Below are 24,440 nucleotides of genomic sequence, written 5' to 3'. Positions count from 1 at the left end.
TAGCAATTTTTAATTTTTAATTATTTTCCTCTTCTTTTTTAAGCACTCTCCCCCACATAAGTTTATATTTTTTCCTGCAAAATTCAAGCTCATTTTGGGTAATTTCAAGCTGTTTTTGAAGTCGTTTTATAGTTTCTTGTGCATCTTCATAAACTTCCTGAATGGAATAAATTGATTCTTTTAAAAATTTATTTTCTTCTTTAAGCGCTTCAATTGTTTCATCTTTACTCATTAAAACTTTTTCATGCATTGTAAGAAAAGTTGCAAGTGTTTTTTTAGCAATATCATCGCTTTTTACTATTTCGACTTCATTTAAAGGTATCAATTTATTATTGTTTTCAACTTCTATATAAATAATTCCTTCGCTTTTTTTACATTTAAGTTTTTTTTCCCTGCACAAAGAGAGTATTTCTTGTTTATTTTTTCCGCTTATTTTTTCAAATTCTTCAATAGTTAAAAGTGTTTTCATTAATCTAATTTCACCTCAACCTCTAATGAATCCATTTCAACCTTTTTAGCCTGTGCGATTCTGTCCTCTTCAAGTTTTGCATTAAGTTCTTCATCGTTTAAGGCTAAAATTTGAAGTGCAAGGTAAGCTGCATTTTTTGCCCCGGCTTTTCCAACTGCAAGAGTGGCAACCGGCATGCCGCCTGGCATTTGAACGGTTGAAAGAAGTGCATCAAGTCCGTCCATCATTCCGCTTGGCATCGGTACACCAATTACCGGCCTTGTAGTAAGGGAGGCCACAACCCCGGCCAAATGAGCCGCCATACCGGCACCACATATAAAAACTTTAGCACCTCTGCTCTCGGCATCTTTTACATACGAATGTGTTCTTGCAGGAGTCCTGTGGGCAGATGTAATAATCAGTTCATAAGGAATCTGAAACTTTTCAATTACTTTTACAGCCTCTTTCATTATTTCATAATCACTTTTGCTTCCCATTAAAATACTTATAAATTTCATTTATCTTCCTTTCTTAAAAATGTTAAATACGGCAGCTTACAAGGCAGTTTTATCGGATTTAAATTGCCGCTGTGAACAGAGCTTAATTCTTTTCCGCTCTGAGTTACAATTTTATTTAGCTTTAAAAGCCACTTACCGTTTTCCCGATAAATTTTCCCTATTTCGTTTTCACAACTTTCAATTTTTACATTTTTTGGCAAAACTATTTCTAAAACATCCCCAGGATATGTTTTATATTTGCACATAAAATGCCCGCCGTCTTCCGTAACTATTCCGCTAACCTGCCAATCCCCTGTTGTAAGTGAAGTTTCAAGATTCTGCGTATCATCCTTTTCGTATGGTCTTTTTACAATATAGGCTTCTGTTAAACCTCTGTTTTTAGTGGTTAAAATTTCATTTAAATATTTTTTACACTCACATTTTCCTGTTTTAATATATTCATCTATCGCATCTCTGTATGCCTTTGTAACAACTCCAACATAATAAGGGGCTTTTGTTCTTCCTTCAATTTTTACAGAATCAATTACGCCGCTTTTTATAATTTCTGGAATATGCTCAATTAAACATAAATCTTTTGCATTCATTATATAAGTGCCGTCTTTATACTCTTCAAGTTTAAATAATTTTCCTGTCTCTGGATTTTCGGCATAAAGTACATACGGATACCTGCAGTCATTGGCACAGCTTCCCTTGTTTGGATTTCTTCCAAACTGCACTGCACTAAGTAAACATCTTCCGGAATATGCAAAACACATAGCCCCGTGTACAAATATTTCTATTTCAATTTCAGGGACTTTTTCTTTTATTTTAGTTAAATCTTTTAAAGTGGCTTCACGCGCTGCTATTATTCTTTTAACCCCCAAATCACGATAAGCCATATAATCCCAAGAACTCAAGGCATTTGCCTGGGTTGAAAGGTGGATGTCAATCTCAGGTGCTATTTCTTTTGCTTTATATAAAACCCCAAGGGTTGAAATAATAAAAGCATCAACACCTATTTCTTTCAGTTTTTTAATATGGGATTCGATAAGTGGCAGCTGATTTTCAAAAGGAAAAGCATTTACAGTGGCATAAACTTTAACTCCTTTATTATGGGCATATTTTACGGCTTTATTAAATGTTTCATAATCAAACTCTTTTCCGCTGTGACATCTGAGGGAAAAATGGCTGACACCTGCATATACGGCATCTGCCCCGTATTCAATGGCTATTTTTAACTTTTCAAAATCCCCTGCGGGCGAGAGTAATTCAATCACTATTTTGCTCCAAATTCTGCAAGTAATTTTTCAATATCTTCATCGCTCACAACCTCTTCTGTTTCATCTCCTTGAAGATGTTTAGCACTTTTTACTCTTTTTTCATCTTCAATTTTGCCTTCAAAAAGTCTGTTCATATATTTTATTAAAGCTCTCATTATATTAATAACCCTTTCAATCTTCTGTCTGTGAATATCCTGATACTGCATTATATCCATAACGGTGAATATTTCATTTTCCGCATTTATATTTTCTTCGCTTATTTTATTTGCAATTTGTATCATTTCATCTATTTTTTGCAGTTCTTCTTCAAATTTTTTAATATGAGGAAATGCATTATGAAGTTTTGTAAAAAGCTCTTTTTGTTCATTTAAAAATTCAATTATTTTTTGAATTTTTTCATTGGTATCCGTAATAGTGGCAGAAATTTCATCCATTTTCTCTAAAATTTCAACTGCTTTTTCCTCACTCTCTTTTGTAACCTCATCAAGCTGGGCTACAACTTTGTGTTTATCATCTGCAGGAGGAGGAGTTATAGGTTCGTCTTCTGTGTATTCGCTATCTTTATTTTCATTTTTTTTATTATTTACTTCAGTTTCATTAACTTCGTCTTCTATTTCATCAATATCATCCAAACCGCCCGCCATTAAAGCGTCTAATTCTTCCTGTGTCATAACACACCCCATTTTTTTGATTAATTATATATAATTTCAATAAAAAAGGCAAAATTGATGATAGATATTCACAATCACACCCCGCTTTGCAAGCATGCAACAGGAAATCCTGAGGAATATGTAAAAAAAGCCATTGAAAAAAATATTAAAATTTACGGATTTGCAGATCATGCCTCAATGGAGTTTGATGAACAATACAGAATGAGTTTTTCCGATATGCCAAAATATGAAAAAGAAATAAAATCACTCAAAGAAAAATACAAAGACAAAATAAAAATACTTTTGGGATATGAAGTTGATTTTACCCCTTATGTGGATAAAAGAGTGCTTGAAAGAAATGTGGATTATTTGATTGGCAGCGTTCATTTCCTAGACAACTGGGGATTCGACAATCCCGAATTTATAAAAGAGTGGCACAACAGAGATGTAGATGATATTTATGAAGAATATTTTTCAAAAATTCAGGATTTGGCAAAATCACGCCTCTTTGACATAGTAGGACATCTTGATTTGGTAAAAGTTTTCGGATTTAAGCCTAAAAAAAATATAAAAGACATTGCAAAAAATGCAATCAAAGAAATTAAAAAGGCGGGTATGGCAGTCGAAATAAACACAGCAGGGCTCAGAAAACCCGTAAAAGAGATTTATCCTTCAACTAAACTTCTTGAAATGATAAGGGATGAAGGAATAGATATTACATTCTCAAGCGATGCCCACAAACCAGAGGATGTTGGATATAAAATAAATGAAGTTATCAAGATGGCTAAAAATTTAGGATTTAGCGAAGCTGTCTATTTTGAAAACAGAAAAAAACAAAAAATCAAATTAACATAAATTTAAACAAATGGTATTAAACTAATAAAAAAAAGGATATAAATGGTCTATTTATCACTTCTAATGGCTATCAGATTTTTAGGACTTTTTATTGTAATGCCCCTTTTGTCCTTATATGCCTTGTCACTGCAGGATGCCAACAGTTTTAATGTAGGTATTGCAATGGGTGCATATGCCCTTTCCCAGGTGTTTTTACAAATTCCTTTTGGAAAATGGGCTGATAATTACGATAAGAAAAAAATTTTAATTATAGGACTTAGCTTACTTTTTTTAGGAAGTTTGGTGTGTGCATTCAGTGATAATATTTATACCCTGATTTTTGGAAGATTACTTCAGGGAGCCGGGGCAATAGGCGGAGTGATTTTAGCTTATATTGCAGATTTGACGGATGAAAAAACGCGTGCCAAAGCATTTGCAAGAATGGGTCAGTTTATTGCTTTAAGCTTTGCACTTTCTATGGTTTTAGGACCGACAATAGGAGCAAAATGGGGTGTTGATAAACTTTTTCTATTAACAGCTTTACTTGCACTTTTTTCTATCTGGCTTGTTATTGCAAAAATTCCAGCGGCTCCACATATAGTGCATCATCAGCCAAAAGCAAGTCTGAAAGAGATTTTAACCCATAAAGAACTTTTAAAACTTTTCTTTTCAGGATTTATGCAAAAAGGTTTGATGACCGTATTTTTTATGATAACACCGATAATTTTTACAAAAAATCTGGGCTGGGATAAAATGGATCTGTGGAAAGTTTATATTCCGGCATTAATTATAGGTATTTTTGCACTTCCCCTTGGAGCGATTTTGGCTGAGAAAAAAGAAAAAGGAAAATTTGTTTTTGTTTTAAGTGCAACACTCATTACATTGTCACTATTTTTATATTCAATAGAAAATGTAACAACAGACTTTTTAGCGGTAATTATATTTTTCTTTGGGTTTAATATGCTAGAACCGGTTCTTCAAAGCTTTGTAAGCAAAGTGGCAAGGGCAAACCAAAAAGCCACCGCGCTTTCAACTTCAAATACGATTCAATATCTTGGAATTTTTCTTGGCGGAGCGTTTGCTGGAATTTTTATGAAACACAACGCCTTAAATTTATTTTTAATAATAAGCGGAATTATCGGAATTTTATGGGTGGCTGCTCTAATTAAGATGAAACCTGTTAAAAAATTTAAAATTGTGGAATATAAAAATTATGATAAAGATTTTATAGAAGAACTTAAAACAGAAAAAAATGTATATGATTTTTATGAAAAAGATGGCGTTTTGATAGTCAGATACATATAATTAATATAAAATGGATAATTGATAACGGATAATTAAAACATCATCTCTTCTATATTTTTTATTTTCCATTTTACATTTTTCATTATCCATTTTTCAATTAAATTGGAATGCTTTTTGCTGCCTATTATAAAAAGGCAGTAAATGACAAAAATTGATGGTTTTGAAAGAGCTTTGACTTTAGCTTTTTTTGCAATATTTTATATTTTTATTTCAACCAATCTTTTTGCCGACAAAATAAAAAATGTATCATCAATTATAGGTGTAAGAGACAACCAGTTAATCGGTTACGGATTAGTAGTGGGGCTTAACGGCACAGGGGATTCAACATCATCAAAATTTACAAACCAGACACTCTCAAACCTTCTTAAAAACGTAAATGTAAAACTTGACCCAAAAGACATAAAATCTAAAAATGTAGCCGCTGTAATGGTAACCGCCACACTTCCACCCTTTGCAAGGGAAGGGGATAAAATTGATGTAACTATTTCATCAATCGGTGATGCGACCTCACTGGAAGGCGGAGTATTGCTTATAACTCCACTAAAAGGTGTAAACGGAAAAATTTATGCCCTTGCCCAGGGGCCTGTAAGTATGGGCGGATTTAATTTAAAAGGGGGCCTTAAACAAAAACACTTTACTACAACCGTAAAAATTCCAAACGGTGCTACAGTTGAGAGAGCTGTTGTTTGGGATTTATATCATCAAAACTATGCAACACTTTCACTTAAAAGAAGCGATTTTGATCTTGCAATAAATATTCAAAATGCTTTAAATAAAAAATTTAAAGAAAAGGTTGCGGTCGCTGTAGATCCTAGAACCATAAAATTAAAAAAACCGAAAAATTTATCTATGCCTGAATTTTTGGCAGAAGTTGAAAATACTAAAATTTCCACACAAATGCCAGATGTGATAGTGATAGATGAAAGAACAGGAACAGTTGTTGCTGGAAGTGATATAACTGTAAAACCGACAGTAATAACATACGGCGATTTTGTTATAAAAATTAAAAAAGAGACAACTATTTTAAATTTAACACAGATGTTTCAAAAATTTAATGCCTCACCTCAGGACATTATAGCTATTTTAGAAAATTTAAAAGCTAGTAATGCCATAAATGCTAAACTGATTATTAATTAAGGAGCAGGAAAATGAGCAATTATGATATTAGTATAGGAATTCATCATAAAATAAATTTAAAAGAAAAAAATCTAAAAAAATTAAAACAAAACTGTGATGCATTCGAAAGTGAAATATTAAATTTTTTCTTAAAAAAAGCTCTAAAGGAAGAATCAAAACTTTTTCCAGAAACTCCCGGAGAAAAAATTTATAAATCCATGCAGATAGAACAAATTTCAAAACAGATAAGCGGCAATTTCGGATATTCTGAACTTTTATTTAATTATCTTAAAAAAAGTATTTAGAAAATTTGAAATTTGCCGATATGGTTGGGTAGAATATCAATAAAAAAGGTTTATAAATGATATCAAGAATTGGATTAAACCAGACAAATCTAGTATCTACCCAACCGGATAAAAAAAATATTAAAAAAACACAAAACACTGAAAAATCTGGAAGGGTAGAAGAGATTAAGAAACAGATAGAATCTGGGACATATAAAATAGACTTAGATAAAACTGCAAAAGCTTTAGCCAAAACCCTTCTTTAATCTCTTCTCCCTTCCTAAAAAAGGAAGGGTTATGCTTATAGAAAAATTAAATCAAATTAACGATATTTTAGATAAATTAATATCAATAACAACTGAAGATATATATGCCATAAAAAGTGCAGACCATGAAACTGTTTTTTCCCATACGGATGAAAAAGAGATATTAGCAAAAAAATTTTCTTCTTTAAAGAGTGAAATCGATTCAATACTGGTTAGCAGAAACAAACCTGTCGAAGAAATTTTTTCTGCCGATGAAGAGATTTTATTTGACACTTTCAGGGAAAAACTAAACGAATTTTATACCCTTCATAAAAAATTTTCAAAATTAGCCCTCAGTGTTGCCAATTTTTATAATGCTTTAATAAAAGAGCTGAAAAACGAAAAACCTATAACTTACAGTAATGAAAATTTTTCCAATTCTAATTTAAGTTTAAAGGGTTAATATGGGAATATCTTCTGCTTTTAATATCGCCCAGACAGGGCTTAATGTTCATCAAAAAGCAATTGATGTAACATCAAACAATATTGCAAATGCCTCAAATAAATCTTATACCCGACAGAGGGCACAGATATCAGCTTTAGGAAGTGTCAGCACCACTCCAGGTGATATAGGACTTGGAGTGAAAATTCAAAGCATTGTAAGAATTAAAGATATATTTTTATTCAACAGATATACAGATGCTTCTTCAAATTTGCAAAATTTATCCACACAGGAGCAGTATTTACAGGAAATTTCAACATATTTTCCTGATACGACAGATAACGGAATTTATAAAAATTTAAAAGATTTTTTTGATGCATGGCAAAACTTGGCTTCAAATCCGAATGATTCAAGTGTAAAAGTCGATTTGGCTTCAAAAACAAAAATTTTAGTTGATTCTATAAAAGAAGTCAGAAATTCAGTAACAGACATTCAAAAAAGTATAAACGATGAAATAAAAACAAAAGCTGACGAAATTAATAATATTATTAAAAAGATAGCAGACTTAAATAAAAGTATAACCGCGCATGAGGCAAACAATATTAATCACGCAAATGACTTAAGGGACGAAAGGGATAAACTTGAAAAAAGATTAAAAGAATTAATAAATGTAAAAATATATAAAAATGGTCTTAAATCATTTAAATCAGGCGGGAGTTCAAATATAGATTATGAAAAAAGTTATTCTATATCCCTTGGAGGATATTCTTTGCTTGATAATTCAAACTATTATCCTATAAAATTAACGGATAATCAAGGAAACATTGATATAAACATTCAAAAAGAAGACCATACTTTAGTTAATGTTACAAAAGATATAAAAGGCGGAGAAATAGGCGGACTTTTAAGTATAAGAGGAAAAGAAATCAATAAAAACGGAGAACCGATTGATGGAATTATTGGCGAAATTTTAAACAAACTGGACACATTTGCAAGCAGCCTGATTAAAAATGTAAATTCTCTCTATTCTCAAGCAGCTCAACCTCAAGTATCAACTGACCAAATAAATGTACCTATTACAATTTCTCCTGATTTAGCAGACAAACCTTTAAGTATGTTAAACAACATTTTAACCCATCCGGTAAGAAACGGAAACATAATTTTAAATATATATGATGAGAAAGGAAATTTTGTAAAAAACATTACCGTATCTGTAGATAAAAACAATTCAATAAATGATGTAATAAAAAATATCAATAACAAAATTTATAATAACAATAACAATGCAGATTATGGAGCGGAACTGGTAAATGGCCAATTAAAATTTGTAAAAGGTTCATATGATAGTAATGGAAATTTTACAGCAAGTGTTTCAAATGAAGAATCTTCCAAAATTTTAGTAAAAGATGACGGGGCAACTCTTTTTAGCTCACTAAACGAAATAGAATATATGCCCTTAAAAAAAATAAACGAAAAGCTTCCTCTTTCTATTGAAAACGGTTCTTTTAATTTGGTCATATACAATGAAAAAGGTGAAATTATTGCAAACAGGAAAATTATTGTAAACATGAATTCAAATGACCCAAAATTTTCAACTATTGAAGGGATTATTTCTCAAATAAACACACCAAACATTGATGACAATAAAGACAACAATCAAAATAACGACGTTGATGATTATTACAATGCAACCTATTTAAATGGTAAATTTGTTTTATCTAAAAAAACTGATGAAAACACATATGTGGGAATTGATAACGACAGCGCTAAATTTGGAGGGACCGTCGGATTTAATAAATTTTTTGAAGGAAACAGTGCTAAAAACATCGATATAAAACAAGAACTATATGAAACACCGAGTAAAATTCAGGCAAATAAAACCCCTAGTTCCGGTGATAATAAAATTGCAAATTCTATTTTACAGCTTCAATTTGAAAAAATTAATTTTTATGAAAATAAGAGTACCACTAATGAAACAATTTTTGAATATTACAGAAACATTACAGGAAAACTTGCAAATAATACACAAAATATAACTTCTAAAAAAGAAGTGGCCGAAACACTATTTACAAATATTTCAAACCAATATTACAGTGTAAGCGGAGTAAATATAGATGAAGAATTAATAAATCTTGAAAAATTCCAAAGGGGATATCAAGCAAATGCTAAAGTGATAACAACTATTAATCAAATGCTTGATGCCCTGTTTAATATCACTTAGATTCGTCGTAATCTACCTGAATAATATCTTCAAACAAATCCCAGCCAAAGTGCATTACATCAAGTTCACTTACTTTATCTAAAAATTTAACCCCCTCTTCTTCTTTAACCACATAAAGTTCCGCCGTCATTTCAGATTTTGGATAAAAATTATTTGCAGTTATTTCTATTTTTTCACCATTTACTGTAACTGAATAAGGTAAAAGTAAATCACAGAAATTATTATAAAATTCGTTATCTGGCGCTTCCATGTCACAGGCGGTATATCCGATTTTCAATTCATCAACTTTTGGATTAACTTCATATTCAAAATACCCCTCACCGTTCGCCCTGAGAAGTAAAACAACATCTCCCACTTTAAAATTTTCGTTTATTATATTATTTACATTTTTATTGTCATAATCAACTTCTTCGGCTGTATATACATTATTTTCTATTTCAATTTCCGTCCCGTCCGGATTAACGCCGACTAGTTCTTCATTTAGACTCAAAGCCTCCGCTTCACCTGAATCCAAAAATGAAACAACCGCATCATTTAATCTTTCAAGATCTTTGGAATCACTCAAATCATATTCATTTAAATTTATTAAATAACTATAATCATAAACTTTAACAATATTCGTATTACCTCTGATTACCATAATTACCTCCACTTTTTATATAATTATACCAAAAAGGGGTAAATTGATTAATATTAAACGAAAACTTGATAAATTAATTAAAAACAATATATACGAAATAAATGAAGAAAAATTAGATCCCGTTATGATAGCCCAAAAATATAATGATGAATATATTGCATTGATTGCCGCCCTTTTTGCTTACGGAAATGTAAAAGCAATTTTAAAATTTTTAAATTCAATTGATTATAGTTTTTTTAAAACAGGAAAAATTCCGAAAAATTTATATTACAGATTCCAGACAAAAGAAGATGTTAAAGAATTTTTTAAAACGTTATATCTAATGAAAAAAGAGTTTTCTTTAAATGAACTGTTTTTAAAAGGATATAAAAAAGAAAACAATGTAATTGACGGATTAAGAGAAATAATAAAAACAATTTATAAAATAAATCCATATAATTCAAAAGGTTATGAATTTATAATAGGCAAAATCCCCCCTCATAAAACAAAAGGAGTGAGCCCTTATAAAAGATGGAATATGTTTTTAAGATGGATGGTAAGAGACACTGAACCGGATCTGGGAATATGGAGAGGGGTCAAAAAAAGTGATTTGATAATTCCGCTTGATACCCACACTCACAAAGTTTCTCTAAAATTAGGCCTCCTTAAAAGAAAAAGCTATGATTTGCAAAGCGCAATAGAACTTACTCAAAATTTAAAAAAATTTGATCCTACTGATCCACTTAAATATGACTTTGCACTTTACAGAATTGGACAATTTAAATTAAATTTGTAAAAATAATAAAAAAATGTTTTAATTAAATCTTAAATTTGATACAATTACACTAAAAAAGGACTATTAATGGAAGATAGAATCTGGCTCATTTTTGGATTTTTAGGCCATTCACAAGAAGTTCAATTAATTGTACACACATTACTTGCGGCATTTTTAGCCATTTTAGTTGCAAAACTTGCTACAAAAAATTTACAAATTGTTCCAAATGGATGTCAAAATGTAATGGAAGCTGTAATTAACGGAATACTATATGTGGGAAGTGATATTACAAATGAAAAAGTTGCAAGAAAATATTTACCTCTTGCAGGAAGTTTGGCAATCTTTATTTTTATGGGCAATTTAATGGAAATAGTACCGGGATTTGAGCCGCCTACAGGAAATGTAAACTTAACTTTAACTTTAGCATTAATCGTATTTTTATATTACCATTATGAAGGTATTAAAGCTCAGGGATTAGGGCATTATATCGCACATTTCGCAGGACCGGTTAAATGGCTTTCTCCTCTTATGTTTCCGGTTGAGGTTATTTCACATTTTTCAAGAATTATTTCACTTTCATTCAGGTTGTTTGGTAACATTAAAGGTGACGACTTATTCTTATTAGTATTATTAATGTTAGCTCCTTGGGTATTCCCACTTGCAGGATATGCGCTAATGAGCTTTTCAGCATTTTTACAAGCATTTATTTTTATGGTATTGACTTATGTATATATTTATGGAGCGGTAACAGGACAAGAAGAAACATTAGAATAAAACTCTTCTTGTGCTTTCCTATTTTATAACTTCTTCAGATTACCCAATACAACAAACATTTAAAGCAATAAAAACTTATAAACCCGATTTTGTATGTTACAGAAATAAAAAATATTTTAATTTAAATGAAATTATTGAATTTGCTAAATTTGCAAAAAAATATTCAAAAATTTTTATAAATTATGATGATTTAAAAGATGAAAAACTGCTCAAATATTTTGACGGAATCCATTTTCCAACATCAAAAATGGATTTAGCAAAAAAATATCATGGTAAAATAAAAATAGCCTCTACACATTCAATAAAAGAAGTAAAAAAAGCTAAAAATTTAGGATTTGATTATATTACCTTTTCTCCTGTATTCAATTCAAAAGGAAGAGATGGATTAGGAATTGAGAAACTAAATGAAATCTGTGAAATTTTTCCAAACACTATAGCCCTTGGCGGAATAATAAGTGAAAAAGAAATAAAAGAGATTGAAAAATCAAAAGCTATTGGATTTGGAAGCATTAGGTATTTTTTAAGGATAAATAATGAAAAATAAACTTGTAAAAAATTTAAAAGAATTATGCAATCAAAATCCAATTGATTATTTAGAAAAAAATTCTAATTGGTTTAAAAGAGTTGATATAAAAACTTATCCATATTACAAAAATGAATATAATAATTTCTTTTTTAATTACAATAATAGCAATTTTATAAAAGATGTAGGATTAAAATTTATAGTTAACAAAGATTTAAATGATGAAGAAAAAGATTTTTTTAAAATCGCTGAATGGATTGTAAAAAAATGGGGTGGAATTAGAAATATTAAAACAAACTCTATTTACCAAATAATACAAGCTTTAAAATTAAAAAAATATCCATTTAAAAGAATAGCTAGCTGGAGTAAAATAAATTCATTTAAAAATATAAAAACGAATATTATTTATGACTCAAGAGTTATTTATTCTTTAAATTATCTTATTTTTAAATCAGGAGGAGATAAATTTTTTCCTCAACCTCAAGGGATAAATACTAAATTAAATAATTATCCAATAAAACATATTTTAAAAAAGCATTTTTCAAAACCAAAATTTTATAAAAAAGACCAAATAGCTTATGAAGAATATAAAAAATTTATTCACAAAATACATTCACTGCTTTTTTCAAAAGAGATAATTATTTTAAAAGAACTAAATAAAAAAATTAAAGTTAAAGATTATCCATTTTTTACAGAAATGTTATTATTTAACATAGCAGATAGAGAAATTTTAGAAGAAATAAAAACTTATTAAGGAGAAAATATGAAACATAAATGGAATAAAAAAGATGAAATAGTAGCTCTTTATCTTTATAAATATTCTGATAAAAAACTTCCTTATTCATTTGAAACTATTGTAGAAAAATTAGGAATGTGAATTAATAGTATGAAAATGAAATTAAGTAACTTTCAATATCTCCTAGAGGGTAAAGGTTTATCTAATTACTCTCAAAAATCTAAAGAAATTTGTGAAAAATATAAAAACACTCCACAAATTGAATTAAAAAAAATTGTAGAAAATTATTTAAAAGAAAAAATTAAATAATTCTAAGTTTTACATTATCTTATGCAGTTCATTTCCTTTTTTCATCCATTTTTTAAGTTCATCCCATTTGTCATTTTCTATTAAATTTTTAGCTATTTTTAGCTCACTTTTAAAAGCTTCAATAGCATCTAATAAATTTTTTTTATTTTCCCTGAATATATCTTCCCACATTTTAGCATTGCTTTTTGCAAGGCGGCTCATATCTCTAAATCCCCCGGCTGCGAGAGTTACAATGTGTTCCCTATCTTCCTGGTTTAATACGGCATTTGCAAGTGAAAAGCTTACAATATGAGGCATATGGGAAATAAAAGCTGCATGTCTGTCGTGTTCGCTTGATTTCATAAATTTTATATTCATTTTTAAAAATCTAAAAATATCAATTGCAGTATTTTTCTGAACTTCTCCACTGTCTTCAATATCACAAACTACCATTACTTTGTTTTCATATAAATCTGCAATCGCCGCCTGAGGTCCAGAATATTCAGTCCCGGCCATAGGATGGGACGCAACCAAATTTTTTCTTATATTTTTCGGGCAATTTTTTACAATACTCTCTTTTGTAGAACCAAAATCAATAATAGTAACATTCTTTTTTAAATTTAATTTTGAAAGTCCTTTTAAAACACTTATAATCCCTCTAATTGGAATTGAAATAATAATCACATCCACTTTTTCTAAATCTTTAAGTTCCGCTATTTCATCAACCAGCCCTAATTTTAAAGCTTCTTTTTGATGGATCGGGTTATGATCAACGCCTAAAATTTTTTTAAAATATTTTTTTGTAGCTAAGGCAAAACTCCCTCCCATTAATCCTAAACCTATAATGCCACAAGTCATCATACCTCTTTTTTAAAAATTATATCACATATTTGGTATAATTGCTTTTAATTTGAAAAAAGGATTTTAATGAAAAAGATAATTACATTTATCCCATTCATATTATTAGCAAATATTAATCAAATAGAATACAAAGGATTAATACATATTTCCCCAATTACCGCTAATACAATTATTACAATTCATAAAGGTGATGAATTAGATTTAAAAAAAATAGATGAAAGCATTAAAAATTTATATAAAACAGGATATTTTAAAACAATAAAAGCTGATTATACGAATAATAAACTTACATTTATTTGTCAAGAAAAACCAATTATTTCTAAATTAGAATTTGAAAACCTCTCAGAAGACCTTAAAAAACTGCTTAAAGAACAAAATATTATGCCTAAAAAAGGTGAAATTTACAAAAAAGAAATTTTTGAAAAACTGAAAGATTTTATAGAACAGTATTATCTGGCTAAAAAATATTTTAATACATATATAAATATTGAAAAAAATTATATAACCCCAACAAAACTCGCTATTAAAGTTATTATTGTAAAGGGTAAAAAAATAAATATAAAAGATGTAAATTTTTACGGGGTAAAACAAATTGATAAAAGTGATTTAATTGACCTGATTGAAAACCAGCCGAAAACTTTTTGGTCTTTTTTACCATTTTTCAACGCAGGTGAACTCAATGTATTTAAATTACCCGAAGATAGAAACAACATTCAAAACTTTTATTTTAATTTGGGATATATGGATTCAAAAGTTCAAATGCCTCTTGCTAAAGTAAATATGGATAATTATTCTTCAACAATTGATTATAAAATTTATGAGGGGAAAAGATACATAATAAAAAAAATATCCATTGATTATCCAAAAAATATAAAAGTAAAACTTCCAAAACTGGAATTAAAACCGGATAAATATTTTAATATTTCAGCTATGAGAGAAGATTTAAACAATATAAAACACGCTTTTCAAAATGAAGGATATGCTTATGTAAATGTATATCCGAATATCAAAAAAGAAGGCAATTATGCCACGATTATATATAAAGTAATTCCCGGAGAAATCGTATATATCAGAAATGTGACAATTTCAGGGAACAATAAAACACTTGACAGGGTTGTCAGAAGAAATATTTTTATAGCACCTGGAGACAAATATTCTTATCAAAATATAACTGATTCAAAATACGCCCTTCAAAGAACTGGTTATTTAGAAGATGTAAAAATTGAAGAGAAAAAAGTTTCAAACAATCAAATCGATTTGAATGTAAAAGTAAAAGAAGGATTAAGCGGAACACTTAAAGCCGGAATCAGTTATGGAAGCTATTCTAAATTTGGGGTAAGCTTTTCTATTACTGAAAAAGACATTTTTGGAAGCGGACAAAAACTTTCAGCAAGTGCTGATTTATCGGCAACAAATAAAACATATTCAATATCACTGTATAACCCAAGGGTATTTGACAGCAAATATTCCATGAATACATCTATTTTTAATGATGAATTTGAAGGTCTCTCATATACCTCTAAAAAGAGAGGTTTCACATTAGGTATCGGTAAAATGTTAAGTAGGAATTTAAGCGCCAATGTTACGTACGGATATACCAAAATAAAATTAACAAATTATGATGAAACGGAACTTGACTATCTAAAACCTAGTAGTACTAAAAGTTATATAATAGGTTCGTTGGGATATAACTCTACAGATAATTATTTTTTTCCAACTCTTGGTATGAAAGCCAGTGCAAGCATAGAATTCGCAGGAATTGGGGGTGACGAAAGATTCACAAAAACAATTGGCAGTTTTAAATATTTCTATCCTTTAAAAAATTCAACATATAAAACATATGCAATATTAAAATACAGAATAAAAGCAGGAGCCATCAAAGATAACGGATATTTACCAATTGATGAAAAATTTTATTTAGGGGGAATCGGGAGTGTTAGAGGATTTAGCTCTTATTCAATTTCACCAAAAGATAACAACGGAAACTATATAGGTGGTAAATATGAATTTGTCACCGGTCCTGAAATTTCAACTCCTATCAATAGAAAAATAAAGTTATGGGCAAGTGCTTTTGTGGATTACGGTGCTGTTGGGGAAAAAAGCCTAGATATTTCAAGGGCATCAGCAGGTATTGCAATCAACTGGATAACTCCTGTAGGACCTCTGACTTTAGTTTTTGCTAAACCAATTAAAAAAGAAGACGGAGATGATACAAGAACTTTTGATTTCTCTATCGGTGCATCATTTTAATTTAGCTTTATATACATAAGCTAAAATCTCCGCTACTGCTTTATAAAGTTTCGGTGGTATAACTTCATCAATATCCACTAACTTATATAGTTCCCTTGCAAGCGGAGGATTTTCAACAATCATAACTCCTGCTTCCCTTGCCACTTCCTTAATTTTAATTGCTAAATTATCAACACCTTTTGCTATAACTCTTGGAGCTTCGTCTTTTGTTTTATCATATCTAAGAGCTACTGCATAATGAGTTGGATTGGTAATTACAACATCAGCTTTTGGAACTTCCGCTATCATCCTTTTTTTTGCCATTTCTCTTTGAAGCTGTCTTATTTTTGCCTTAATTTCCGGATTACCTTCAGTCTGTTTAAATTCGTCTTTAATTTCCTGTTTGCTCATTCTAAGGGATTTTTTATATGTATATCTTTGATAAATAAAATCAATTACCGCAAACACAAAAAATACTGCTAACATTGATAATATTATTAAAACTACTTTTTCTTCAAGCCATTTTATCTGATTAAAAAAATCCATTAATGCGAGTTTTGGCATTTGAGGAAAAAAGCTCAGAAAAATTTCAAATCCTACAAAAAAGGCTATAAATACTTTAAGAGTAGTCTTAATACCTTCAACCAATTTTTTTATAGAAAAAAGATTTTTAAAACCTTTAACAGGATTTAATTTTTCAAATTTAGGAATCAAAACTTTTGTGGTAAATAAAAATCCAAACTGACTTACATTTCCTATTATTCCGGCAATTACCACAACCAGAAATATAGGAAACATTATAATAAAAAAATAAAAAGTTCCTTTTATTAAAATATTAAAAATTGCCTCTTTTGTAATTTCAACCCCGATAAAAGAATAAAAATATTTAAAAAAATCTTCAAAATAAAAAAGTATATATTTAACATAAAAAAAGAGTACCAATAGCGCTAAAAATAAAACAATAAATCCCGCAGTCTCAACTGATTTTGGAACATTCCCCTCTTCTTTTGCTTTTTCAATTTTTCGGGAGGTGGGCTCTTCGGTTTTTTCTTCATCAGCCATAAATTGCCTTTTTTATTATAATTATACAAAAAGGAATAAAATGAATATATTTATTTCTGCAAACAATACGGATGCCGGAAAAACTTACACCACATTAAAACTGATAAAAACCCTCTCACAACAAGGATACAAAATAGGGGTTATGAAGCCTATCGAAACGGGCGTTAAAGATATTCCGGCTGACGGGACAAAATTATATAAAGAAGCTATAAAGTATAATAAAAATTTAAAGAATTTAACAATTAACGATATAGTTCCAATTCAATTTTCTCTGCCTGCAGCCCCCATTGTTGCCGGAAAAGTAGATTTTGAAAAAATAAAAAACGCTTATAAAAAAATAAAACCATTGTGTGATATATTATTAATAGAAGGAGCCGGAGGACTCTTGGTACCTGTTAGTGAAAATTTTAAAATGATAGATTTTATAAAATTTTTTGATGCTAAACTTTTTTTGGTAATTTCAAGTCGTCTTGGAATGATAAATGATTTTTTACTCAATAAATTTTATCTAGAACAAAACAATATTAATTACAATTGGGCTATTAATTTGTTTGATGATAGTTATTTTCAAATTTCGCACCCTTTTATGAAAAAATATGAACCATTGTTCGTTCAAAAAGATTTAGATAAAATAATAAAAAACTTAATAGGAGAATAAATGGATAACTTAGAAATTGAATTAAAAACCCATAAAAAATTTTTACCAAAATACGGAAGATTAGTAGAATTAAAAAAAGATTACGCAAAAGTTGTTTTAGATACAACTGAAGAAATGTCGGTGGATGAATATGGGTTAATTCACGGAGGATTTACATTTGGTGCAGCTGATTTTTGCGCAATGGCAACTGTTAATGAACCCTATGTGGTACTTGTTAGAAGCCAAAGCGAATTTTTAGCACCTGTAAAAGTAGGTGAGAGTGTAATATTTGAAAGTGAAGTTTTAATGAAAGAAAAAAGAAAATGGGAAGTAAAAGTTACAGGGAAAATTAATGATATTAAAGTGTATGAGGGAATTTTTGGATGCGTTGTTTTGGATAAACACGTATTAAAAAAGGCTAAAAAAGAAAAATAATTATCTTCTTCTGCCTCTGCTTCCTCTATTATATCTGCTGTTTCTTTGATTTCTGCCTCTGTTTCTTGAATTGGAATTATAAGAATTTTCCCTTTCAATCAATCTTTTTGCTTCTTTCAAACTTTTTCCAATTTTTTCTTTACCACTGCTTTCTTTTTCAAAAAGCAATGTAGCAAATTTAGTGGCAATTGTTAATAAATCAAATTCATTTTGAAGCTCTTCCACTATTTCAATAGATTTAGGCGTTGAATCAACTGAATTTATTTTTTCTATTATTTTTTTAATTTCTGTATTTTTTACATCTTCAAGTGTAGGTATTTCTTTAAGTGTAATTTTAGAAATTTTTTGAATTCTGCTAAGTGCTTTAAATTCATGCGGCGTTACAAGTGAAATTGCCATACCTTCTTTTCCTGCCCTTCCTGTTCTTCCGATTCTGTGCACATAACTTTCAGGATCAAGCGGCAGGTGATAGTTAAATACATGCGTTACATCATTTACATCAAGTCCCCTAGCAGCCACATCGGTAGCCACTAAAATATCGAGTCTATTGGATTTAAAATTTTTAATAATTGTTTCTCTTTTTCTCTGTTCCATATCACCGTGAAGTCCGCTTGCATTAAATCCTATTCCTTTTAAATATTCGGCAATATCATCAACGTCTTTTTTAGTTCTACAAAAAACTATTGCTTTATTTGGTGCTTTATAATCAATAAGCCTGATTAAGGCATCTTTTCTTTCATATTCATCTATTACATAACAAAATTCTTTAATATTTTCATTAGTTACATTTTGCTTTGTAATTTTTACAAATTCAGGGTTCTTAAGAAAAGTTTTTGCAAGATTTAAAATCTCTTTTGGCATTGTTGCTGAAAAAAGCAGTTTTTGGGCATCATTTGGCACGAATTTAAAAATCTCTTTTATGTCATCCAAAAATCCCATATCAAGCATTTCATCAGCTTCGTCAAGCACTACAAATTTAGGAGATATATCTATTTTCCCGCTGTTAAGCAAATCAATAAGTCTTCCGGGGGTTGCCACGATAACCTGAGATGTTTTAATTTGTGAAATTTGTCTGTTATAACTGCTTCCACCATAAACTGTGGCAGTGTGAATTCCCAAATTTTTTCCAAATCTGTATATTTCTTCACTAACCTGAATGGCAAGTTCTCTTGTCGGAGTTACTATTAATGCTTTATCACCATTTTCAAGCATATTCAAAATAGGAAGTCCAAAAGCCGCTGTTTTACCGGTACCTGTTTGAGCCTGCGCTACAATATCTTTTCCTTCCAATACTAGAGGAATTGCTTTTTCCTGAATTGGAGACGGTTTTTCAAAACCGATTTCTTCCAATCTTTTTAATATTTCTTTTTTTAAATTAAAATCGCTAAAATTCATTTATTTCCTTTTTTATTTTTAATGACAATACAACTTATAATTTATATAGGTATTAGAAAAATACGGAGGATAAGGCACTATTGCAGAAAAATTTTTAATCTCTCCAGGGAATAATCCGCCTCTGATAATTATCCTAGTCACTTTTATTGTATTTGGTTTCTGTTTTTTCTCTTCTTTTGAACCGAATATACTAAGTCCACCTGGTTTGAAAAATGTTCCTTTTTGAATTTTTCCACCCCATCCGTTATTTACAAGTTTTATTTCTAACTTACAGTAATTTATTTTAAATTTACCTATATTTTTTACTCTACCTTTTACTACTAACGTTTCATTCAGAAAAACTCTTCTTGATTTTACATCTAAAAGTACTGCTTTTTTGGTATATTTTTCTAAAACTATAATTCCAAGTACCGTCCCAAAAGATGTAACTAAAAAAGAAGCAAATATCATACTTATTAAAAGCTTAACATTATTATTTGCAGCTTTCAGAGATAAAAAAGTTAAAAATATAAATAAAATTAAAAAAAAACTGAGTGTTAACCAGTGAAGAATAGTAAAATAAGGAATCATTTTTTTCTGTTCCTTTTCTCTTCTATACCGCTAACGCCTTCTCTTCTTTTCAATTCTTCCAAAATAGCTTCAGGATGAATATTTTTGTATGCCAAAGCCACTAATGTATGAAATGCAAGATCTGCCGCTTCATAAATTATTTCTTCTTTTTTATCATCTTTGATAGCAAAACAAAATTCACCTGCTTCTTCAACTACTTTTTTTAAAATTGAATTTTCACCTTTTTTATATAAAGAGGCGACATAAGAAGTTTCAGCAGAAGCATTTTTTCTATCAAGTAAAGTATGATAAAGTTTATCTATGAAATTATACTCTATTTCTTTCTCTTTGTCCAGTATAATCTCACCACTGTCAAGTTTTGTAAAAAAACAGGACTTTCTGCCTGTATGACATGCAACCCCGTTTTGTTTAACTTTAAGCAAAATTGTATCATTATCACAGTCTACTAAAATATCTTTAACTTCCTGGGTATTTCCGCTGCTCTCACCCTTTTTCCAAATTTTATTGCGGGAACGGGAAAAATAATGTGCATAGCCTGTTTTTTTAGTCAGTTCCAGTGCTTCTTTATTCATATAAGCCAGCATTAAAACTTCATTGGTTTCAGCATCTTGAACAACAACCGGTACAAGCCCGCCGTTTTTTTCAAAATCAATTGTTACCATTGCTTATAACCTTTTTTTTATCATCAATATTCATCCAGATATTAGGCACTGCCCCTCCAGGTGTTAAAAATATTTTTGCATTAGGATTGGCTTTTAGCGCTTCATTGAATTTACCCTGAACCTCTATTTCTTTAAGTTTTAATAAATTCTGTGTCAAAGATTTTGAAATAATACTGTTCGCTTTCGCTTCTGCGCTTGCTTCAATAAGTTTTGCATCCGCTTTACCCTGAGCTTCAATTTTAGCTGCATTTGCCTTACCCTGAGCAATTGCCGCTTCTTTTTGAGCTTCTTGTTTGGCTCTTAAAACTTCATATTTTGCTCTTTCCGCTTCCTGTTTTGCAATCTGGACTCTTTCAATCTGTCTTCTTATATTTTCCGGCAAAATGATATCCCTTAATTGAAAACTCTCAAACATTACCGGTTTATGCTCTATTTTACTTAAAGTATCTCTTATTTGATTTTCTATCTGCATAGCAATCTCATTTCTTTTAACAGGTAAATCTTCAGCAGGGTATTTTCCGATTACATTTCTTACAACATCCCTGACAATTGGATTAATTATTTTATCTTCCCAGTTTAATCCGTATGTTTTAATGGTATAAGCGGCCTCATTTGGATTTAACCTGTAACTGACAGACAATTCAACCGTGATAGGAAGTCCTCTTGCATCAAGTACATTAATTGCAGGATAAACCTTAATCGTTCCGTATCTATCAGGCATGGAACCTACTTCCTGAAGTCTTTTATAACTTATCATATGAACCTTGGTATCAACAATAATAACTTTTTGAATTAAAGGTATATAAAAGTGCATTCCCGGATACAGAGGTTCTTTTGCAAATTTTCCCGTTGTAGCTAAAATACCGATTTCACCTTCGTTAATTATCACCCAAGGCTTAAATAAAAGCCCGAATACAAAAATTATTGCAATTATTACTAATAAAAATCCGTTAGAGCCTTTTATAAATTTAGGAGGTTCGAACTTTGGAGGTTCGAATTTCGGTTTATTGTCATTATTACTGTTTTTATTCATCCATTCGTTTAAGTCTGCTGGCATAATTATCCTTCAATGTACGTTAAATAGTGTTTATAGCCTTTGTCTCTTCCATAAACCACGTCAAAATAAGCTTCCTGCAATTCTTTTGTAATTTCTCCTCTTTTACCATCACCTATAATTCTTCCGTCAACTTCCCTAACAGGTGTAACCTCGGCTGCGGTACCTGTAAAAAACGCTTCATCTGCAATATAAACTTCATCTCTTGTTATTCTTCTCCTCTCAACCGGAATATCCCTCTCTTTTGCAATTTCAATAACGGTTGACTGTGTAATACTTTCAAGTGAATTATCATTTGGAGGAGTAATTAAAACCCCGTCTCTTACAATAAAAAAGCACTCCCCGCTTCCCTCAGCCACAAATCCTTCTTCATCAAGCATTAAAGCTTCTTCATATCCGCATTCAATCGCTTCATATTTTGCCATTTGAGAATTCAGATAATTTGCAACGGCTTTTGCTTTTCCAAAAGTTGATTTTACAGGATTTCTTACAATAGAAGAAATTTTTACCCTGATTCCTTTTTCCAATCCTTCTTCACCAAGATAGGCACCCCACTCCCATGCCGCAATTGCCACGTGCACAGGAGCTCCTATATGATAAAGACCCATTTTCCCATAACCCAAGAAAATTAAAGGTCTGATGTATACATTTCCTTTAAATTCGTTTTTTCTAAGTAATTCAACCTGGGCTCTTTCAAGTTCCTCCTGGTTAAAAGGTACATCAATTTTTACAATTTTTGCTGAATTTAAAAGTCTTTTTGTATGATCTTGAAGTCTAAAAATTGCAAGCCCGTCTTCAGTCTGATAAGCCCTGGTCCCTTCAAACACACCGTTTCCGTAATGAAGTGTATGAGTTAAAATATGAACTTTTGCCTCATGCCAAGGAACAAAATTTCCATCCATCCAAATATATTTAGCCTCATTCATTCTTAGCCTTTTTTAAAAGCAATTTTATCATAAATTTGATATAATTAATGAAAAAAGGAAAATTTATGGAATTTTTCAAAAAATTTATAGATATATTCAAAGAAAATCAAAAAAAAGAATTAAAAGATTTAGTGGCTAAAAAACTGATAGGCTCAAATGAAGAAGATGGAGAGCTTGGTGAAATTATAAATCCTTACACAAAAGAGACAACAACCCGTTATGTAAAATGCACTCCTGAAGATGCAAAAAGAGCACTTGAAACTGCAAAAAAAGCATTTAAGAAAACTAAAAATTCAACTCTAGCACAAAGGATTGCATGGATAGAAGATGTAGCTAAAAAACTAGAAGAGCGAAAAGAGGAATTTGCAAAATGCATAACCCTTGAGGTTGCAAAACCGATAAGCCAATCAAGAGTGGAAGTTCAAAGATGTATAGAAAACCTAAAAATAACAGCAGCCGCGGCTTATGATATTGTGGGAGAAACCATTCCAACAGATGCAACGCCAAGCGGTGCAAAAACCACATCTTTTTATAAAAGAGTTCCCCTTGGAGTAGTAGTTGCAATAACTCCTTTTAATTTCCCACTAAATCTTGTAGCACATAAAATAGGACCAGCTCTTGTTGCAGGAAATAGCGTCGTATTAAAGCCAACTCCAGAAGCCCCATACACAGCCTATGCTTTTGCAAAACTTTTTATTGAAAGCAAATACGCAATTGATGATGCTTTAAGTGTTGTTTATGGAGATGCAGAAGTCGGAAGCACTCTCGTAAAAAGTCCTATTCCTAGAAAAATCAGTTTTACAGGAAGTGTAGCTGTTGGAAAAATAATTACTCAAAATGCTGGAATTAAAAAAATAACACTTGAACTTGGCGGAAATGCGGCTACTTTTGTAGAAAACAGCGCAGACCTTGACTGGGCGGCAAAAAGATGTGCAGTTGGAGCGTTTGCAAATTCAGGGCAGGTTTGTATTTCTCTTCAGAGAATTTATGTGGACAGCAAAATTTATAATGATTTCGCAGCTAAACTTGGTGAAGAAGCAAGTAAACTTAAAGTCGGAAGTCCTTTTGATGAAGATACATTTATGGGACCGTTAATTAACGAAGAGGCGGCAATCAGGGCTGAAAACTGGATAAATTCGGCTGTAAATGAGGGTGCCAGAGTAATTGCAGGCGGAAAAAGAGAAGGAAACATCCTTTATCCTACAATTTTAGCTGATGTAACGGATGATATGAATATAGTATGCGAAGAAGTATTTGCCCCGATTGTAAGCCTTGTAAAAGTTAACGGCTATGAAGAAGCAGTTGAAAAAATGAATAATTCTCCATATGGACTCCAATATTCAATCTTTACAAACAGAATTGATTTAATGCAAAAAGCGATTGACGATTTTGAAGCCGGAGGAGTTATTGTAAATGATATTCCAACTTTAAGATTTGACATTCAGCCTTACGGAGGAGTAAAACTCTCGGGAATCGGAAGGGAAGGACCTAAATTTGCAATCGAGGATATGACTGAAATTAAAACTATTATAATTAGATAAAATAAAAATTACCTGCCAATCGGCACTTTTT

Annotated in this window: 28 protein-coding genes; 16 read left to right on the top strand and 12 right to left on the bottom strand. The window is 30.5% G+C overall.

What is annotated here, in order from left to right; translation table 11 throughout:
• Positions 1–16: 16 nt before the first annotated feature.
• From LNAT_RS04920 to LNAT_RS04905, 4 genes are read right to left on the bottom strand one after another with little or no spacing between them, the layout of a single operon-like run.
• A complete protein-coding gene (locus LNAT_RS04920; RefSeq protein ID WP_096258937.1) occupies positions 17–469 on the bottom strand; it encodes a DUF3972 domain-containing protein in 453 nt (150 codons plus the stop codon).
• Positions 469–966 (bottom strand): 5-(carboxyamino)imidazole ribonucleotide mutase, encoded by a 498-nt coding sequence (gene purE / locus LNAT_RS04915; protein WP_096258935.1) that lies wholly within the window; start codon positions 964–966, stop codon positions 469–471. The genes LNAT_RS04920 and purE overlap by 1 nt, the downstream gene beginning before the upstream one ends.
• Positions 963–2,219 carry a peptidase U32 family protein gene (locus LNAT_RS04910; protein WP_096259773.1) on the bottom strand — a complete coding sequence of 419 codons (1,257 nt, stop codon included), beginning with the start codon at positions 2,217–2,219 and terminating at the stop codon, positions 963–965. Before LNAT_RS04910 ends, purE begins: the two co-directional genes overlap by 4 nt.
• A gap of 2 nt (positions 2,220–2,221) precedes the next feature.
• A complete protein-coding gene (locus LNAT_RS04905; protein WP_096258933.1) occupies positions 2,222–2,896 on the bottom strand; it encodes a hypothetical protein in 675 nt (224 codons plus the stop codon).
• A gap of 54 nt (positions 2,897–2,950) precedes the next feature.
• On the opposite strand from LNAT_RS04905, the gene LNAT_RS04900 reads away from it, so the two are divergent.
• The 7 genes from LNAT_RS04900 (at position 2,951) to flgK (ending at position 9,322) form a co-directional block, all read left to right on the top strand.
• Positions 2,951–3,730, top strand: a complete 780-nt coding sequence (locus tag LNAT_RS04900; RefSeq protein WP_096258931.1) for a histidinol-phosphatase HisJ family protein — start codon at positions 2,951–2,953, stop codon at positions 3,728–3,730.
• 42 nt (positions 3,731–3,772) lie between these two features.
• On the top strand, positions 3,773–5,014 hold the full coding sequence (locus LNAT_RS04895; RefSeq protein ID WP_096258929.1) for an MFS transporter: 1,242 nt from the start codon (positions 3,773–3,775) through the stop codon (positions 5,012–5,014).
• 141 nt (positions 5,015–5,155) lie between these two features.
• On the top strand, positions 5,156–6,151 hold the full coding sequence (locus LNAT_RS04890; protein ID WP_096258928.1) for a flagellar basal body P-ring protein FlgI: 996 nt from the start codon (positions 5,156–5,158) through the stop codon (positions 6,149–6,151).
• 11 nt (positions 6,152–6,162) lie between these two features.
• Positions 6,163–6,435: a rod-binding protein gene (locus LNAT_RS04885; protein WP_096258927.1), complete on the top strand. Its 273-nt coding sequence runs from the start codon at positions 6,163–6,165 to the stop codon at positions 6,433–6,435.
• 56 nt (positions 6,436–6,491) lie between these two features.
• Positions 6,492–6,680 (top strand): flagellar biosynthesis anti-sigma factor FlgM, encoded by a 189-nt coding sequence (locus LNAT_RS04880; protein ID WP_096258925.1) that lies wholly within the window; start codon positions 6,492–6,494, stop codon positions 6,678–6,680.
• A 31-nt stretch (positions 6,681–6,711) separates the two neighbouring features.
• Positions 6,712–7,122: a hypothetical protein gene (locus tag LNAT_RS04875; protein WP_096258923.1), complete on the top strand. Its 411-nt coding sequence runs from the start codon at positions 6,712–6,714 to the stop codon at positions 7,120–7,122.
• 1 nt (position 7,123) lies between these two features.
• Positions 7,124–9,322, top strand: coding sequence for a flagellar hook-associated protein FlgK (gene flgK / locus LNAT_RS04870; RefSeq protein WP_096258922.1), 2,199 nt, complete (start codon positions 7,124–7,126; stop codon positions 9,320–9,322).
• Here the strand turns inward: flgK and LNAT_RS04865 are convergent.
• Positions 9,315–9,962, bottom strand: coding sequence for a hypothetical protein (locus LNAT_RS04865; RefSeq protein ID WP_096258920.1), 648 nt, complete (start codon positions 9,960–9,962; stop codon positions 9,315–9,317). The two genes, flgK and LNAT_RS04865, sit on opposite strands and share 8 nt — an antisense overlap.
• Before the next feature lie 43 nt (positions 9,963–10,005).
• Here LNAT_RS04865 and LNAT_RS04860 point away from each other — a divergent pair, with 43 nt between their 5' ends.
• From LNAT_RS04860 to LNAT_RS08745, 5 genes are all read left to right on the top strand, one after another.
• On the top strand, positions 10,006–10,737 hold the full coding sequence (locus tag LNAT_RS04860; RefSeq protein WP_238594001.1) for a TIGR02757 family protein: 732 nt from the start codon (positions 10,006–10,008) through the stop codon (positions 10,735–10,737).
• A gap of 66 nt (positions 10,738–10,803) precedes the next feature.
• Positions 10,804–11,490: a F0F1 ATP synthase subunit A gene (locus LNAT_RS04855; RefSeq protein ID WP_096258918.1), complete on the top strand. Its 687-nt coding sequence runs from the start codon at positions 10,804–10,806 to the stop codon at positions 11,488–11,490.
• A gap of 10 nt (positions 11,491–11,500) precedes the next feature.
• Complete coding sequence (locus LNAT_RS04850) at positions 11,501–12,034, top strand: thiamine phosphate synthase (RefSeq protein ID WP_096258917.1); 534 nt, start codon at positions 11,501–11,503, stop codon at positions 12,032–12,034.
• A complete protein-coding gene (locus LNAT_RS04845; protein ID WP_096258915.1) occupies positions 12,024–12,767 on the top strand; it encodes a hypothetical protein in 744 nt (247 codons plus the stop codon). The genes LNAT_RS04850 and LNAT_RS04845 overlap by 11 nt, the downstream gene beginning before the upstream one ends.
• A gap of 138 nt (positions 12,768–12,905) precedes the next feature.
• A complete protein-coding gene (locus LNAT_RS08745; RefSeq protein WP_172413504.1) occupies positions 12,906–13,058 on the top strand; it encodes a hypothetical protein in 153 nt (50 codons plus the stop codon).
• Between the two features lie 9 nt (positions 13,059–13,067).
• Here the strand turns inward: LNAT_RS08745 and LNAT_RS04840 are convergent, their stop codons facing one another.
• A complete protein-coding gene (locus LNAT_RS04840; protein ID WP_096258914.1) occupies positions 13,068–13,895 on the bottom strand; it encodes a prephenate dehydrogenase in 828 nt (275 codons plus the stop codon).
• A gap of 69 nt (positions 13,896–13,964) precedes the next feature.
• Between LNAT_RS04840 and bamA the strand changes: the two genes are divergently transcribed.
• Entirely contained in the window at positions 13,965–16,148 is a 2,184-nt protein-coding gene (gene bamA / locus LNAT_RS04835; protein ID WP_096258912.1) for an outer membrane protein assembly factor BamA, read from the top strand.
• Here bamA and flhB read toward each other — a convergent pair.
• Entirely contained in the window at positions 16,140–17,189 is a 1,050-nt protein-coding gene (gene flhB / locus LNAT_RS04830) for a flagellar biosynthesis protein FlhB (RefSeq protein WP_096258911.1), read from the bottom strand. The two genes, bamA and flhB, sit on opposite strands and share 9 nt — an antisense overlap.
• A gap of 40 nt (positions 17,190–17,229) precedes the next feature.
• Between flhB and bioD the strand changes: the two genes are divergently transcribed.
• A complete protein-coding gene (bioD, locus tag LNAT_RS04825) occupies positions 17,230–17,847 on the top strand; it encodes a dethiobiotin synthase (protein WP_096258909.1) in 618 nt (205 codons plus the stop codon).
• Positions 17,848–18,261 (top strand): PaaI family thioesterase, encoded by a 414-nt coding sequence (locus tag LNAT_RS04820; RefSeq protein WP_238594000.1) that lies wholly within the window; start codon positions 17,848–17,850, stop codon positions 18,259–18,261.
• On the opposite strand, the gene LNAT_RS04815 is transcribed toward LNAT_RS04820, so the two are convergent.
• Genes LNAT_RS04815 through LNAT_RS04795 form a run of 5 tightly spaced genes read right to left on the bottom strand, consistent with a single transcriptional unit; the run spans position 18,262 to position 22,868 of the window.
• Positions 18,262–19,656, bottom strand: coding sequence for a DEAD/DEAH box helicase (locus LNAT_RS04815; RefSeq protein ID WP_096258907.1), 1,395 nt, complete (start codon positions 19,654–19,656; stop codon positions 18,262–18,264).
• Between the two features lie 18 nt (positions 19,657–19,674).
• Entirely contained in the window at positions 19,675–20,226 is a 552-nt protein-coding gene (locus LNAT_RS04810; RefSeq protein ID WP_096258905.1) for a DUF2393 family protein, read from the bottom strand.
• Positions 20,223–20,888: a bifunctional phosphoribosyl-AMP cyclohydrolase/phosphoribosyl-ATP diphosphatase HisIE gene (hisIE, locus tag LNAT_RS04805; RefSeq protein ID WP_096258903.1), complete on the bottom strand. Its 666-nt coding sequence runs from the start codon at positions 20,886–20,888 to the stop codon at positions 20,223–20,225. The genes LNAT_RS04810 and hisIE overlap by 4 nt, the downstream gene beginning before the upstream one ends.
• Complete coding sequence (locus LNAT_RS04800; RefSeq protein WP_096258901.1) at positions 20,875–21,945, bottom strand: prohibitin family protein; 1,071 nt, start codon at positions 21,943–21,945, stop codon at positions 20,875–20,877. Before LNAT_RS04800 ends, hisIE begins: the two co-directional genes overlap by 14 nt.
• A 2-nt stretch (positions 21,946–21,947) precedes the next feature.
• Positions 21,948–22,868 carry a branched-chain amino acid transaminase gene (locus LNAT_RS04795; RefSeq protein WP_096258900.1) on the bottom strand — a complete coding sequence of 307 codons (921 nt, stop codon included), beginning with the start codon at positions 22,866–22,868 and terminating at the stop codon, positions 21,948–21,950.
• 65 nt (positions 22,869–22,933) lie between these two features.
• Between LNAT_RS04795 and LNAT_RS04790 the strand changes: the two genes are divergently transcribed.
• Positions 22,934–24,409, top strand: a complete 1,476-nt coding sequence (locus tag LNAT_RS04790) for an aldehyde dehydrogenase family protein (protein ID WP_096258898.1) — start codon at positions 22,934–22,936, stop codon at positions 24,407–24,409.
• The last annotated feature ends 31 nt before the right edge of the window (positions 24,410–24,440 follow it).

It is taken from the genome of Lebetimonas natsushimae (genome assembly GCF_002335445.1).
GTDB lineage: Bacteria > Campylobacterota > Campylobacteria > Campylobacterales > Nautiliaceae > Lebetimonas > Lebetimonas natsushimae.
The sequence above is the reverse complement of the archived record's forward strand: the minus strand, read 5'-3'. Positions and strand labels throughout refer to the sequence as shown.

Excerpts from the sequence above, each read along its gene's own strand:
- LNAT_RS04920 (WP_096258937.1), bottom strand. The coding sequence starts at position 469 with ATGAAAACACTTTTAACTATTGAAGAATTTGAAAAAATAAGCGGAAAA.
- purE (WP_096258935.1), bottom strand. The coding sequence starts at position 966 with ATGAAATTTATAAGTATTTTAATGGGAAGCAAAAGTGATTATGAAATA.
- LNAT_RS04905 (WP_096258933.1), bottom strand. The coding sequence starts at position 2,896 with ATGACACAGGAAGAATTAGACGCTTTAATGGCGGGCGGTTTGGATGAT.
- LNAT_RS04895 (WP_096258929.1), top strand. The coding sequence starts at position 3,773 with ATGGTCTATTTATCACTTCTAATGGCTATCAGATTTTTAGGACTTTTT.
- LNAT_RS04890 (WP_096258928.1), top strand. The coding sequence starts at position 5,156 with ATGACAAAAATTGATGGTTTTGAAAGAGCTTTGACTTTAGCTTTTTTT.
- LNAT_RS04885 (WP_096258927.1), top strand. The coding sequence starts at position 6,163 with ATGAGCAATTATGATATTAGTATAGGAATTCATCATAAAATAAATTTA.
- LNAT_RS04880 (WP_096258925.1), top strand. The coding sequence starts at position 6,492 with ATGATATCAAGAATTGGATTAAACCAGACAAATCTAGTATCTACCCAA.
- LNAT_RS04875 (WP_096258923.1), top strand. The coding sequence starts at position 6,712 with ATGCTTATAGAAAAATTAAATCAAATTAACGATATTTTAGATAAATTA.
- flgK (WP_096258922.1), top strand. The coding sequence starts at position 7,124 with ATGGGAATATCTTCTGCTTTTAATATCGCCCAGACAGGGCTTAATGTT.
- LNAT_RS04865 (WP_096258920.1), bottom strand. The coding sequence starts at position 9,962 with ATGGTAATCAGAGGTAATACGAATATTGTTAAAGTTTATGATTATAGT.
- LNAT_RS04855 (WP_096258918.1), top strand. The coding sequence starts at position 10,804 with ATGGAAGATAGAATCTGGCTCATTTTTGGATTTTTAGGCCATTCACAA.
- LNAT_RS04845 (WP_096258915.1), top strand. The coding sequence starts at position 12,024 with ATGAAAAATAAACTTGTAAAAAATTTAAAAGAATTATGCAATCAAAAT.
- LNAT_RS08745 (WP_172413504.1), top strand. The coding sequence starts at position 12,906 with ATGAAATTAAGTAACTTTCAATATCTCCTAGAGGGTAAAGGTTTATCT.
- LNAT_RS04840 (WP_096258914.1), bottom strand. The coding sequence starts at position 13,895 with ATGACTTGTGGCATTATAGGTTTAGGATTAATGGGAGGGAGTTTTGCC.
- bamA (WP_096258912.1), top strand. The coding sequence starts at position 13,965 with ATGAAAAAGATAATTACATTTATCCCATTCATATTATTAGCAAATATT.
- flhB (WP_096258911.1), bottom strand. The coding sequence starts at position 17,189 with ATGGCTGATGAAGAAAAAACCGAAGAGCCCACCTCCCGAAAAATTGAA.
- bioD (WP_096258909.1), top strand. The coding sequence starts at position 17,230 with ATGAATATATTTATTTCTGCAAACAATACGGATGCCGGAAAAACTTAC.
- LNAT_RS04820 (WP_238594000.1), top strand. The coding sequence starts at position 17,848 with ATGGATAACTTAGAAATTGAATTAAAAACCCATAAAAAATTTTTACCA.
- LNAT_RS04815 (WP_096258907.1), bottom strand. The coding sequence starts at position 19,656 with ATGAATTTTAGCGATTTTAATTTAAAAAAAGAAATATTAAAAAGATTG.
- LNAT_RS04810 (WP_096258905.1), bottom strand. The coding sequence starts at position 20,226 with ATGATTCCTTATTTTACTATTCTTCACTGGTTAACACTCAGTTTTTTT.
- hisIE (WP_096258903.1), bottom strand. The coding sequence starts at position 20,888 with ATGGTAACAATTGATTTTGAAAAAAACGGCGGGCTTGTACCGGTTGTT.
- LNAT_RS04800 (WP_096258901.1), bottom strand. The coding sequence starts at position 21,945 with ATGCCAGCAGACTTAAACGAATGGATGAATAAAAACAGTAATAATGAC.
- LNAT_RS04795 (WP_096258900.1), bottom strand. The coding sequence starts at position 22,868 with ATGAATGAGGCTAAATATATTTGGATGGATGGAAATTTTGTTCCTTGG.
- LNAT_RS04790 (WP_096258898.1), top strand. The coding sequence starts at position 22,934 with ATGGAATTTTTCAAAAAATTTATAGATATATTCAAAGAAAATCAAAAA.